9 protein-coding genes are annotated in these 13,690 nt (G+C 51.7%); all 9 read left to right on the top strand.

From position 1 onward, the window contains the following. The first annotated feature begins 60 nt into the window (after nt 1-60). On the top strand, nt 61-1,245 hold the full coding sequence (tuf, locus tag ACYAC5_RS01245; protein ID WP_110867595.1) for an elongation factor Tu: 1,185 nt from the start codon (nt 61-63) through the stop codon (nt 1,243-1,245). A 227-nt stretch (nt 1,246-1,472) separates the two neighbouring features. Next, entirely contained in the window at nt 1,473-1,856 is a 384-nt protein-coding gene (secE, locus tag ACYAC5_RS01250; RefSeq protein ID WP_064741592.1) for a preprotein translocase subunit SecE, read from the top strand. Between the two features lies 1 nt (nt 1,857). Beyond that, nucleotides 1,858-2,403 carry a transcription termination/antitermination protein NusG gene (gene nusG / locus ACYAC5_RS01255; RefSeq protein WP_007886300.1) on the top strand — a complete coding sequence of 182 codons (546 nt, stop codon included), beginning with the start codon at nt 1,858-1,860 and terminating at the stop codon, nt 2,401-2,403. A gap of 148 nt (nt 2,404-2,551) precedes the next feature. Next, on the top strand, nt 2,552-2,980 hold the full coding sequence (gene rplK, locus ACYAC5_RS01260; RefSeq protein WP_007886298.1) for a 50S ribosomal protein L11: 429 nt from the start codon (nt 2,552-2,554) through the stop codon (nt 2,978-2,980). A gap of 3 nt (nt 2,981-2,983) precedes the next feature. Beyond that, the gene (rplA, locus tag ACYAC5_RS01265) at nt 2,984-3,688 is read left to right on the top strand and encodes a 50S ribosomal protein L1 (RefSeq protein ID WP_007886296.1); all 705 of its coding nucleotides are present in this window, start codon (nt 2,984-2,986) and stop codon (nt 3,686-3,688) included. A 349-nt stretch (nt 3,689-4,037) separates the two neighbouring features. Then, nucleotides 4,038-4,535: a 50S ribosomal protein L10 gene (gene rplJ / locus ACYAC5_RS01270; protein WP_007886294.1), complete on the top strand. Its 498-nt coding sequence runs from the start codon at nt 4,038-4,040 to the stop codon at nt 4,533-4,535. A gap of 66 nt (nt 4,536-4,601) precedes the next feature. Next, on the top strand, nt 4,602-4,964 hold the full coding sequence (gene rplL / locus ACYAC5_RS01275) for a 50S ribosomal protein L7/L12 (RefSeq protein ID WP_462062279.1): 363 nt from the start codon (nt 4,602-4,604) through the stop codon (nt 4,962-4,964). 332 nt (nt 4,965-5,296) lie between these two features. Further along, entirely contained in the window at nt 5,297-9,325 is a 4,029-nt protein-coding gene (gene rpoB, locus ACYAC5_RS01280; RefSeq protein ID WP_008108400.1) for a DNA-directed RNA polymerase subunit beta, read from the top strand. Between the two features lie 78 nt (nt 9,326-9,403). Next, nucleotides 9,404-13,627 (top strand): DNA-directed RNA polymerase subunit beta', encoded by a 4,224-nt coding sequence (rpoC, locus tag ACYAC5_RS01285; protein ID WP_101763019.1) that lies wholly within the window; start codon nt 9,404-9,406, stop codon nt 13,625-13,627. Nucleotides 13,628-13,690 lie beyond the last annotated feature (63 nt).

Genomic DNA, 13,690 nt, shown 5'->3' on the forward strand with positions numbered 1-13,690 from the left:
GGCAATGCCTGGTTGATATGACGATATCTTCGATATATCCGTGTCTTAGAGGGACTAGCGATGGCTAAAGAGCAATTTCAGCGTAATAAACTGCACGTAAACGTGGGCACCATCGGTCACGTCGACCACGGTAAAACCACCCTGACTGCAGCAATTACTACCGTACTGGCTAAAACCTACGGCGGTAAGGCAAGCAAATTCGATGAGATCGATAAAGCGCCAGAAGAGAAAGCACGTGGTATCACCATCAACACTTCTCACGTTGAATATGAAACCCCGTCTCGCCACTATGCGCACGTTGACTGCCCAGGCCACGCCGACTATGTGAAAAACATGATCACCGGTGCAGCGCAGATGGACGGCGCGATCCTGGTTGTTGCTGCGACTGATGGCCCAATGCCACAGACCCGTGAGCACATCCTGCTGGGTCGTCAGGTTGGCGTTCCTTACATCATCGTGTTCCTGAACAAGTGCGACATGGTTGATGATGAAGAGCTGCTGGAACTGGTTGAGATGGAAGTACGTGACCTGCTGTCAGCATATGACTTCCCAGGCGACGACACTCCAATCGTACGTGGTTCTGCTCTGAAAGCGCTGGAAGGCGACGCTGAGTGGGAAGCTAAGATCATTGAGCTGGCTGAGCACCTGGATACCTATATCCCAGAGCCAGTACGTGCAATCGACAAGCCGTTCCTGCTGCCAATCGAAGACGTATTCTCAATCTCTGGCCGTGGTACCGTTGTTACCGGTCGTGTTGAGCGCGGTATCGTTAAAGTGGGCGACGAAGTTGAAGTTGTTGGCCTTAAAGACACTGTGAAATCAACCTGTACTGGCGTTGAAATGTTCCGCAAACTGCTGGATCAGGGTCAGGCAGGCGAGAACTGTGGTGTTCTGCTGCGTGGTATCAAGCGTGAAGACATCGAGCGTGGCCAGGTTCTGGCTAAGCCGGGTTCAATCAAGCCACATACCCAGTTCACTTCAGAAGTTTACGTTCTGTCTAAAGATGAAGGCGGCCGCCATACTCCGTTCTTCAAAGGCTACCGTCCTCAGTTCTACTTCCGTACTACTGACGTGACCGGTGACGTTCAACTGCCAGAAGGCGTTGAGATGGTAATGCCAGGCGACAACGTAAAAATGACCGTTACTTTGATCAAGCCAATCGCTATGGATCAGGGTCTGCGTTTCGCAATCCGTGAAGGCGGCCGTACTGTTGGTGCGGGTGTTGTTGCTGAAATTATCGCTTAACTGCGATAAGATTTGACGCAATGCACAAGGAAAGGGCATCATTTGATGCCCTTTTTGCACGCTGTTGTATAGAACCTGGCTCATCAGTGATTTTGCATCATAATCATTGCTGAGACAGGCTCTGTTTCACGGCGTTGGATACCGAGTTACGCTCAAAAGCTCATTCGGTTTGGATGCCTCGCACTGCGGGGCAGTATAGTTTCTGAATTATTGTGGCAGGTTGGTTTATGAGTGCGAATACCGAAGCTCAAGGAAGCGGGCGCGGCCTTGAAGCGATGAAATGGGTAGTTGTGATCGCATTGCTCCTGGTAGCAATCGTCGGCAACTATATCTATCGCGATGTAACATTGCCTCTGCGCGCGCTGGCTGTGGTTGTGCTGATCGCTGCAGCGGGCGGCATTGCTTTGCTGACAATCAAAGGCAAAGCGACTGTGGCATTTGCCCGTGAAGCTAAAACCGAAATGCGTAAGGTCATTTGGCCGACTCGCCAGGAAACACTGCACACCACGTTAATCGTTGCCGCGGTTACTGCCGTGATGTCACTGATTTTGTGGGGGCTGGATGGTATTCTGGTCCGTCTGGTATCGTTTATCACTGGCCTGAGGTTCTGAGATGTCTGAAGCTCCAAAAAAACGCTGGTACGTCGTTCAGGCGTTCTCTGGTTTTGAAGCCCGCGTAGCGAAATCGCTGCACGAGCATATCAAACTGCACAACATGGAAGAGCTTTTTGGCGAAGTCATGGTGCCGACTGAAGAAGTCGTCGAAATCCGTGGCGGCCAGCGTCGCAAAAGCGAACGTAAATTCTTCCCTGGCTACGTATTGGTTCAGATGGTAATGAATGACGCCAGCTGGCACTTAGTACGCAGTGTACCGCGTGTAATGGGCTTTATCGGTGGTACTTCCGACCGTCCTGCGCCAATCAGTGATAAAGAAGTTGATGCGATTATGAACCGCCTGCAGCAGGTGGGTGATAAGCCGCGTCCAAAAACGCTGTTCGAGCCAGGCGAGATGGTACGCGTCAGCGACGGCCCGTTTGCCGACTTCAACGGAGTGGTCGAAGAAGTGGACTACGAGAAGAGCCGCCTGAAAGTGTCCGTTTCCATCTTTGGCCGTGCAACGCCAGTGGAACTCGACTTCGCTCAGGTGGAGAAAGGTTAACCCTTCTGTTCACTTTTTAGCTCTTGCGGAAGGCGCGAAATTTACCTATAATTTCGCGCCTTTTGTTTTTATGTGCCCGCAACGGCATATAAATCGTTATCACGGGGAGCCTGTTTTTCAGGCGTTATAACCCAATTGAGGAATTATCATGGCCAAGAAAGTACAAGCCTACGTTAAGTTGCAAGTTGCAGCTGGTATGGCTAACCCAAGTCCACCTGTTGGTCCAGCACTGGGTCAGCAGGGTGTTAACATTATGGAATTCTGCAAAGCGTTCAACGCTAAGACTGAATCCCTGGAGAAAGGCCTGCCTACTCCTGTTGTTATCACCGTATACAGTGACCGTTCTTTCACCTTCGTTACCAAAACGCCTCCGGCTGCCGTACTGCTGAAAAAAGCAGCGGGCATCAAGTCTGGTTCTGGTAAGCCGAACAAAGACAAAGTCGGTAAAGTTTCCCGTGCTCAGGTACGTGAAATCGCAGAAACTAAAGCTGCGGACATGACTGGTTCTGACGTAGAAGCGATGACTCGCTCTATCGAAGGTACTGCTCGTTCCATGGGCCTGGTAGTAGAGGATTAAGAAATGGCTAAGCTGACCAAGCGCATGAGCGTAATCCGTGACAAAGTTGATGCTACTAAGCAGTACGACATTAACGAAGCTGTTGCTCTGCTGAAAGAACTGGCTACTGCCAAGTTCGTAGAAAGCGTTGACGTTGCCGTTAACCTCGGCATCGATGCACGTAAATCTGATCAGAACGTGCGCGGTGCGACCGTTCTGCCACACGGTACTGGTCGTTCAGTACGTGTTGCCGTCTTCACCCAAGGTGCAAACGCTGAAGCTGCTAAAGCAGCTGGCGCAGAACTGGTTGGTATGGAAGACCTGGCTGAGCAGATCAAAAAAGGCGAAATGAACTTTGACGTTGTAATCGCATCTCCAGATGCAATGCGCGTTGTTGGCCAGTTGGGCCAGGTTCTGGGCCCACGCGGTCTGATGCCAAACCCGAAAGTTGGTACTGTAACGCCGAACGTTGCTGAAGCAGTTAAAAATGCTAAAGCAGGTCAGGTTCGTTATCGTAACGACAAAAACGGCATCATCCACACCACCATCGGTAAAGTGGATTTTGACACTGACAAATTGAAAGAAAACCTGGAATCTTTGCTGGTTGCGCTGAAAAAAGCTAAACCATCACAGGCGAAAGGCGTGTACATCAAGAAAGTCAGCATCTCTACCACCATGGGCGCCGGCGTTGCCGTTGACCAGGCTGGTCTGAGTGCATCAGCAAACTAATTGCTGCTTGTAACGGGCGAAAAATTCATCTAGAATCTTACGCCCGTTGTTCTGGTTGTTTGCACAATTCAGAACCCAGATTCAAAGCGAGTGAGTGACAAAGTCTAAACACTTGGTTGTTCAGTCGCTTAGGTTGGAGCCAGGCCTTATCCTGGCCTCCGTCCGAGACCGCAGGAGCAGAATATTTTCGGATATCTTGCTTAATACCCTGCGTAGACGGTGACAGAACCAAAAAGAATTATTTCTTCGCTGGATTCTGCTCACCGTGTAATAGCGCTTATCGCCTTCGGGTGAATAAGTGAAGTGAGTTCCGGGAAATTATTCCCGGTCAATCCAGGAGCAAAAGCTAATGGCATTAAATCTTCAAGGCAAACAAGCGATTGTTGCTGAAGTTAGCGAAGTAGCCAAAGGCGCGCTTTCAGCGGTTGTTGCGGATTCCCGTGGCGTGACCGTTGATAAAATGACCGAACTGCGTAAAGCAGGTCGTGAAGCTGGCGTTTACATGCGTGTTGTTCGTAACACCCTGCTGCGCCGCGTCGTTGAAGGTACTCCTTTCGAGTGCCTGAAAGACACGTTTGTTGGTCCGACCCTGATTGCATACTCTTTGGAACACCCGGGCGCTGCCGCTCGTTTGTTCAAAGATTTCGCTAAAGCGAATGCAAAATTTGAGGTCAAAGCTGCAGCCTTTGAAGGTGAGCTGATCACGGCGGCCAATATTGACCGTCTGGCAACTCTGCCGACTTACGAAGAAGCACTGGCACGTCTGATGTCGACCATGAAAGAAGCCGCTGCTGGCAAACTGGTCCGTACTCTGGCTGCTGTGCGCGATGCAAAAGAAGCGGCTTAAGGCCAAATTCTTTTCCTTCGTGCTTGCTACCGTATAAACTTTTTCTGATTTTTAGGAACAATCGATATGTCTATCACTAAAGACCAAATTCTGGAAGCTGTTGCCGCTATGTCCGTAATGGAAGTAGTTGAGCTGGTTTCTGCTATGGAAGAAAAATTCGGCGTTTCTGCTGCTGCCGCTGTAGCTGTTGCTGCTGGCCCAGCTGAAGCTGTTGAAGAGAAAACTGAATTCGACGTAATTCTGAAAGCTGTTGGCGCTAACAAAGTCGCAGTAATCAAAGCAGTACGTACTGCAACTGGCCTGGGCTTGAAAGAAGCTAAAGACCTGGTTGAAGCTACCGGTACTATCAAAGAAGGCATCAGCAAAGAAGACGCAGCCGCTCTTGAAGCTGCTCTGAAAGAAGCTGGCGCTGAAGTTGAAGTTAAGTAAGACAACCTTCGGGTTGCAGCCTGAGTAACATTAGGCTGATGGCTGGTGACTGTTTAGGTCACCAGCCTTTTTGCGCTACAGGGGAATGATGGCGTTTCGCACTGTTTGTCCATCATGCCTCTTCAATATCTTTTTCTATCGACGCCTTAATATATCGCTCTCCTGCGAAGGTTCCCTGCCTGAACAACGGCGATGAAATGATTTAAGAGTGATAGAAAGATGTATTGCATGGGGTGCTGCGCATCGCATGAAAAACAAAAAATAGTGTTGCATGAACTGTCCTTTTCAGGACGGACAGCGTGGTTCGACATGTCAGCTAGCTGAGGAACCCCATGGTTTACTCCTATACCGAGAAAAAACGTATTCGTAAGGATTTTGGTAAACGTCCACAAGTTTTGGACATACCTTATCTCCTTTCTATCCAGCTTGACTCGTTCCAGAAGTTCATCGAGCAAGATCCAGAAGGCCAGTACGGTCTGGAAGCAGCCTTCCGCTCCGTATTCCCAATCTCAAGCTACAGCGGCAACTCTGAGTTGCAGTATGTCAGCTACCGTTTGGGTGAGCCTGTCTTTGACGTAACTGAATGTCAGATCCGTGGCGTGACCTATTCGGCACCGCTGCGCGTGAAACTGCGTCTGGTGATCTACGAGCGCGAAGCGCCGGAAGGCACCGTAAAAGACATTAAAGAACAAGAAGTCTACATGGGTGAGATTCCACTCATGACGGACAATGGTACCTTTGTTATCAATGGTACTGAGCGTGTTATCGTTTCTCAGCTGCACCGTAGTCCTGGCGTGTTCTTCGACAGCGATAAGGGTAAAACGCACTCTTCCGGTAAAGTGCTGTATAACGCACGTATCATCCCTTACCGCGGTTCATGGCTCGATTTCGAGTTTGACCCGAAAGACAACCTCTTCGTCCGTATTGACCGTCGTCGTAAGCTGCCGGCCAGTATCATTCTGCGCGCGTTAAACTTCACTTCAGAACAAATCCTTGATCTGTTCTTTGATAAAGTCGTTTATGAAATCCGCGATAACAAACTGCAGATGGAACTGGTGCCTGAGCGCCTGCGTGGTGAAACCGCCTCCTTCGATATCGAAGCAAATGGCACGGTCTACGTTGAGAAAGGTCGTCGCATCACTGCGCGCCACATCCGTCAGCTGGAAAAAGACAACATTCAGCACATCGAAGTGCCAGTTGAATACATTGCTGGCAAAGTGGTTGCTAAAGACTACGTCGATCTGAACACCGGCGAGCTGATCGTTCCTGCAAACATGGAATTGTCACTGGATCTGCTGGCGAAACTGAGCCAGTCAGGCCACAAGCGCATTGAAACGCTGTTCACCAACGACCTGGATCACGGTGCGTACATCTCCGAGACTCTGCGTGTAGACCCAACCAACGATCGTTTAAGCGCGCTGGTTGAGATCTACCGCATGATGCGTCCTGGTGAGCCACCAACGCGTGAAGCTGCTGAAAACCTGTTCGAGAACCTGTTCTTCTCTGAAGATCGTTACGATCTTTCTGCGGTTGGCCGTATGAAGTTCAACCGTTCTCTGCTGCGTGATGAGATCGAAGGTTCAGGTATCCTGAGCAAAGACGACATCATCGAAGTGATGAAAAAGCTTATCGGTATCCGTAACGGTATCGGTGAAGTGGATGATATCGATCACCTCGGTAACCGTCGTATTCGTTCTGTTGGCGAAATGGCAGAAAACCAGTTCCGTGTGGGTCTGGTGCGTGTTGAGCGTGCAGTTAAAGAGCGTCTGTCTCTGGGCGACCTCGATACGCTGATGCCTCAGGACATGATCAACGCTAAGCCGATTTCGGCGGCGGTGAAAGAGTTCTTCGGTTCAAGCCAGCTGTCCCAGTTTATGGATCAGAACAACCCATTGTCCGAGATTACGCACAAACGTCGTATCTCTGCTCTGGGCCCAGGCGGTCTGACCCGTGAGCGCGCCGGCTTCGAAGTACGTGACGTACACCCAACCCACTACGGTCGTGTATGTCCTATCGAAACCCCAGAAGGCCCAAACATCGGTCTGATCAACTCACTCTCGGTTTACGCGCAGACTAACGAATACGGTTTCCTTGAAACCCCGTATCGCCGCGTTGTTGACGGTAAAGTGAGTGATGAAATTCATTACCTCTCTGCAATTGAAGAGGGTAACTACGTTATCGCTCAGGCAAACACCAACCTCGCAGAAGATGGCAGCTTTGTTGACGATCTCGTCACCTGCCGTAGCAAGGGTGAGTCAAGCCTGTTCAGCCGCGATCAGGTTGACTACATGGACGTTTCCACCCAACAGGTGGTTTCTGTCGGTGCTTCACTGATTCCGTTCCTGGAGCACGATGATGCTAACCGCGCCTTGATGGGTGCGAACATGCAACGTCAGGCGGTTCCAACTCTGCGTGCTGATAAGCCGCTGGTTGGTACCGGTATGGAACGCGCAGTAGCGGTTGACTCCGGTGTAACTGCTGTCGCGAAACGTGGTGGTACCGTTCAGTACGTTGATGCTTCTCGTATCGTTATCAAAGTTAACGAAGAAGAGATGTATCCGGGCGAAGCGGGTATCGACATCTACAACCTGACCAAGTACACCCGTTCTAACCAGAACACCTGCATCAACCAGATGCCGTGTGTCAATCTGGGTGAGCCGATTGAGCGTGGCGACGTGCTGGCAGATGGCCCGTCTACCGACCTCGGTGAACTGGCGCTGGGTCAGAATATGCGCGTGGCGTTCATGCCATGGAACGGTTACAACTTCGAAGACTCCATCCTCGTATCCGAGCGTGTGGTTCAGGAAGACCGTTTCACCACTATCCACATCCAGGAACTGGCATGTGTGTCTCGCGACACCAAGCTGGGGCCAGAAGAGATCACCGCTGATATCCCGAACGTGGGTGAAGCTGCGCTTTCTAAACTGGATGAATCCGGCATTGTGTACATCGGTGCGGAAGTGACCGGTGGCGACATTCTGGTTGGTAAGGTAACACCGAAAGGTGAAACCCAGCTGACGCCAGAAGAGAAACTGCTGCGTGCGATCTTCGGTGAAAAAGCCTCTGACGTAAAAGATTCGTCACTGCGCGTTCCGAACGGCGTATCCGGTACTGTTATTGACGTGCAGGTCTTCACTCGCGATGGCGTGGAAAAAGACAAGCGCGCGCTGGAAATCGAAGAGATGCAGCTGAAGCAGGTTAAGAAAGACCTGTCTGAAGAACTGCAGATCTTCGAAGCTGGCCTGTTTGGCCGTATCCAGGCAGTACTGATCTCGGGTGGTGTTGAAGCTGAGAAGCTGGACAAACTGCCACGTGAGCGCTGGCTGGAGCTGGGCCTGACTGACGAAGAGAAGCAGAACTCTCTGGAGCAGCTGGCTGAGCAGTACGACGAACTGAAGCACGAGTTTGAGAAGAAACTTGAAGCTAAGCGTCGCAAGATCACCCAAGGCGATGATCTGGCACCAGGCGTGCTGAAAATCGTTAAGGTGTATCTGGCCGTTAAACGTCAGATTCAGCCTGGTGACAAGATGGCAGGTCGTCACGGAAACAAGGGTGTTATCTCGAAGATCAACCCTATCGAAGACATGCCTTACGATGAGAACGGTACGCCGGTCGACATCGTACTGAACCCGCTGGGCGTACCATCGCGTATGAACATCGGTCAGATTCTGGAAACTCACCTCGGTATGGCGGCTAAAGGCATTGGTGAAAAAATCAATGCGATGCTGAAGAAGCAGGAAGAAGTCTCCAAACTGCGTGAGTTCATCCAGCGTGCTTACGATCTGGGCACTGATGTGCGTCAGAAAGTTGACCTGAACACCTTTACAGATGACGAAGTACTGCGTCTGGCAGAGAACCTGAAGAAGGGTATGCCAATCGCGACTCCGGTGTTTGACGGTGCGAAAGAGAGCGAAATCAAAGAGCTGCTGCAGCTCGGCGGATTGCCTTCTTCCGGTCAGATCACCCTGTTCGACGGCCGTACCGGTGAGCAGTTTGAGCGTCAGGTAACCGTAGGTTACATGTACATGCTGAAACTGAACCACCTGGTTGACGACAAGATGCACGCACGTTCTACCGGTTCTTACAGCTTGGTTACTCAGCAGCCGCTGGGTGGTAAAGCGCAGTTCGGTGGACAGCGCTTCGGTGAGATGGAAGTGTGGGCACTGGAAGCATACGGTGCCGCGTATACCCTGCAGGAAATGCTTACCGTTAAATCTGATGACGTTAACGGCCGTACGAAGATGTATAAAAACATCGTCGACGGTAACCATCAGATGGAACCGGGCATGCCGGAATCCTTCAACGTACTGTTGAAAGAGATTCGCTCGCTGGGTATCAACATCGAGCTGGAAGACGAGTAAGTACTCGCAAGTACTGGTTACGGGACGTGCACTTCGGGTGCGCGTCCCTGAGAGTTCCACTCCGACGGGAGCTAATCCGTGAAAGACTTACTTAAGTTTCTGAAAGCGCAAACTAAGACCGAAGAGTTTGATGCGATCAAAATTGCTCTGGCCTCGCCAGACATGATCCGTTCATGGTCTTTTGGTGAAGTTAAAAAGCCGGAAACCATTAACTACCGTACCTTCAAGCCTGAGCGTGACGGTCTTTTCTGTGCCCGTATTTTTGGACCGGTAAAAGACTACGAATGCCTGTGCGGTAAGTACAAGCGTTTAAAACATCGCGGCGTGATCTGTGAGAAGTGTGGCGTTGAAGTTACACAGACCAAAGTACGTCGTGAGCGCATGGGCCACATTGAGCTGGCTTCACCGACTGCGCACATTTGGTTCCTGAAATCACTGCCTTCGCGTATCGGCTTACTGCTGGATATGCCACTGCGTGATATCGAGCGCGTGCTGTACTTCGAATCTTATGTGGTTATCGAAGGCGGCATGACCAACCTGGAAAAACGTCAGATTCTGACGGAAGAGCAGTACCTTGACGCGCTGGAAGAGTTCGGTGACGAATTCGACGCGAAGATGGGTGCGGAAGCGATCCAGGCGCTGCTGAAAAACATGGATCTGGAGCAAGAGTGCGAGCAGCTGCGTGAAGAGCTGAACGAGACCAACTCCGAGACCAAACGTAAAAAGCTGACCAAGCGTATCAAGCTGCTGGAAGCGTTCGTTCAGTCTGGTAACAAGCCAGAGTGGATGATCCTGACCGTTCTGCCGGTTCTGCCGCCAGATCTGCGCCCGCTGGTACCGCTGGACGGTGGTCGTTTCGCAACGTCGGATCTGAACGATCTGTATCGTCGCGTGATCAACCGTAATAACCGTCTGAAACGCCTGCTGGATCTGGCTGCGCCAGATATCATCGTACGTAACGAAAAACGTATGTTGCAGGAAGCGGTTGATGCACTGCTGGATAACGGCCGTCGCGGTCGCGCCATCACTGGCTCGAACAAGCGTCCGCTGAAATCTCTGGCAGACATGATCAAAGGTAAGCAGGGTCGTTTCCGTCAGAACCTGTTGGGTAAACGTGTTGACTACTCTGGCCGTTCAGTTATCACCGTTGGTCCATACCTGCGTCTGCATCAGTGCGGTCTGCCGAAGAAAATGGCTCTTGAGCTGTTCAAACCGTTCATCTACGGCAAGTTGGAACTGCGTGGCCTGGCCACCACCATCAAAGCCGCTAAGAAAATGGTTGAGCGCGAAGAGGCTGTCGTTTGGGATATCCTGGACGAAGTGATCCGCGAACACCCGGTACTGCTGAACCGTGCACCAACTCTGCACCGTTTGGGTATCCAGGCGTTTGAACCGGTTCTGATCGAAGGTAAAGCGATCCAGCTGCACCCGCTGGTTTGTGCGGCATATAACGCCGACTTCGATGGTGACCAGATGGCTGTTCACGTACCGCTGACGCTGGAAGCCCAGCTGGAAGCGCGTGCGCTGATGATGTCGACCAACAACATTCTGTCACCAGCGAACGGCGAGCCAATCATCGTTCCTTCACAGGACGTTGTTTTGGGTCTGTACTACATGACCCGCGACAAAGTGAACGCCAAAGGCGAAGGCATGGTGCTGACTGGCCCGAAAGAAGCTGAGCGTGTTTATCGCGCTGGCCTGGCCGAGCTGCATGCACGCGTTAAAGTGCGTATCACTGAATACACCAAGAACGAGCAGGAAGAGTTCGTTGCGAAAACCAGCATTATCGACACCACCATTGGTCGTGCGATTCTGTGGATGATCGTTCCGAAAGGCCTGCCTTACTCCATCGTCAACCAGGCGCTGGGTAAGAAAGCCATTTCCAAGATGCTGAACACCTGTTACCGCATTCTTGGTCTGAAGCCGACCGTTATCTTTGCTGACCAAACTATGTACACCGGTTTTGCTTACGCAGCCCGTTCAGGTGCCTCTGTAGGTATCGACGACATGGTCATCCCAGCGAAGAAAGCGGAAATCGTAGCCGAAGCGGAAGCGGAAGTTGCTGAGATTCAGGAACAGTTCCAGTCTGGTCTGGTAACTGCTGGCGAACGTTACAACAAAGTTATCGATATTTGGGCCGCCGCTAACGAACGTGTTTCCAAAGCGATGATGGATAACCTGCAAACTGAAACCGTGATCAACCGTGATGGCGAAGAAGAGCAGCAGGTATCGTTCAACAGCATCTACATGATGGCCGACTCCGGTGCGCGTGGTTCTGCTGCACAGATTCGTCAGCTGGCCGGTATGCGTGGTCTGATGGCTAAGCCAGATGGCTCAATCATCGAAACGCCGATCACCGCGAACTTCCGTGAAGGTCTGAACGTACTCCAGTACTTCATCTCCACGCACGGTGCGCGTAAAGGTCTGGCGGATACCGCACTGAAAACTGCTAACTCCGGTTATCTGACGCGTCGTCTGGTCGACGTAGCGCAGGATCTGGTTGTTACCGAAGATGACTGCGGCACGTTCGAAGGCATCATGATGACTCCAGTCATCGAAGGTGGCGACGTTAAAGAGCCGCTGCGTGAGCGTGTACTGGGTCGTGTAACGGCTGAAGACGTTCTGAAGCCAGGCACTGCGGACATCCTGATCCCGCGTAACACCCTGATCGATGAACACTGGTGTGATGTGATCGAACTGAATTCAGTCGATGCGATCAAAGTGCGCTCGGTTGTTGGCTGTGAAACCGACTTCGGTGTGTGTGCACACTGCTACGGTCGCGATCTGGCACGTGGTCACATCATCAACAAAGGTGAGGCCATCGGTGTTATCGCAGCACAGTCCATCGGTGAGCCGGGTACACAGCTGACGATGCGTACGTTCCACATCGGTGGTGCGGCATCTCGTGCGGCTGCTGAATCCAGCATCCAGGTGAAGAACAAAGGTACTATCAAGCTGACCAACGCGAAGTCTGTAACCAACTCCTCAGGGAAACTGGTTATCGTTTCACGTAACGTTGAGCTGAAGATGATCGACGAGTTCGGTCGTACCAAAGAGAGCTATAAAGTACCTTACGGTGCGGTCATGGCTAAAGGTGATGGCGAGCAGGTTGCCGCGGGCGAAACCGTAGCAAACTGGGATCCGCATACCATGCCGGTCATCACCGAAGTGGGCGGTTTCATTCGCTTCACTGACATGATCGACGGTCAGACCATTACGCGTCAGACTGACGACTTAACCGGTCTGTCATCGCTGGTGGTTCTGGATTCTGCAGAACGTACTGCGGGTGGTAAAGATCTGCGTCCTGCGCTGAAAATTGTTGATGCCAACGGAAATGATGTTTTGATTCCAGGTACCGACATGCCAGCACAGTACTTCCTGCCGGGCAAAGCAATTGTTCAGCTGGAAGATGGCGTTAAGATCAGTGCCGGTGACACGCTGTCGCGTGTTCCGCAGGAATCTGGCGGTACCAAGGATATTACCGGTGGTCTGCCGCGCGTTGCTGACTTGTTCGAAGCGCGTCGTCCGAAAGAGCCAGCAATCCTGGCAGAGATCAGCGGTATCATCTCCTTCGGTAAAGAGACCAAAGGTAAGCGTCGTCTGGTGATTACGCCGGTTGATGGTAGCGATCCGTACGAAGAGATGATTCCAAAATGGCGTCAGCTTAACGTATTCGAAGGTGAGCGCGTAGAACGTGGTGACGTCGTATCTGACGGCCCAGAGTCTCCGCACGACATCCTGCGTCTGCGTGGCGTCCATGCTGTGACCCGTTACATCACTAACGAAGTGCAGGAAGTTTACCGTCTGCAAGGCGTTAAGATTAACGATAAACACATCGAAGTCATCGTTCGTCAGATGCTGCGTAAAGCAACCATCTCGAGCGTGGGAAGCACCGACTTCCTGGAAGGTGAGCAGGCTGAATACTCACGCATCAAGATCTCTAACCGTGAACTTGAAGCGAATGGCAAAATCGGCGCAACATTCATGCGCGATCTGCTGGGTATCACCAAAGCGTCACTGGCAACCGAATCGTTCATCTCTGCAGCATCGTTCCAGGAGACCACGCGTGTCCTGACCGAAGCAGCAGTTGCAGGTAAGCGTGATGAACTGCGCGGCCTGAAAGAGAACGTCATCGTGGGTCGTCTGATCCCAGCCGGTACCGGTTATGCTTATCACCAGGATCGTATGCGTCGCCGCTCTGCGGGCGAAGCACCGGTTGCACCGCAGGTTACTGCGGATGAAGCCTCTGCAAGCCTGGCAGAATTGCTGAACGCCGGTCTGGGCGGAAGCGACGACGAGTAATTCGTCTGCTAAAGCTGACCAATAAAAAACCCTGCTTCGGCAGGGTTTTTTTTCGTCTTCATT

It is taken from the genome of Pantoea sp. y20 (assembly GCF_054903455.1).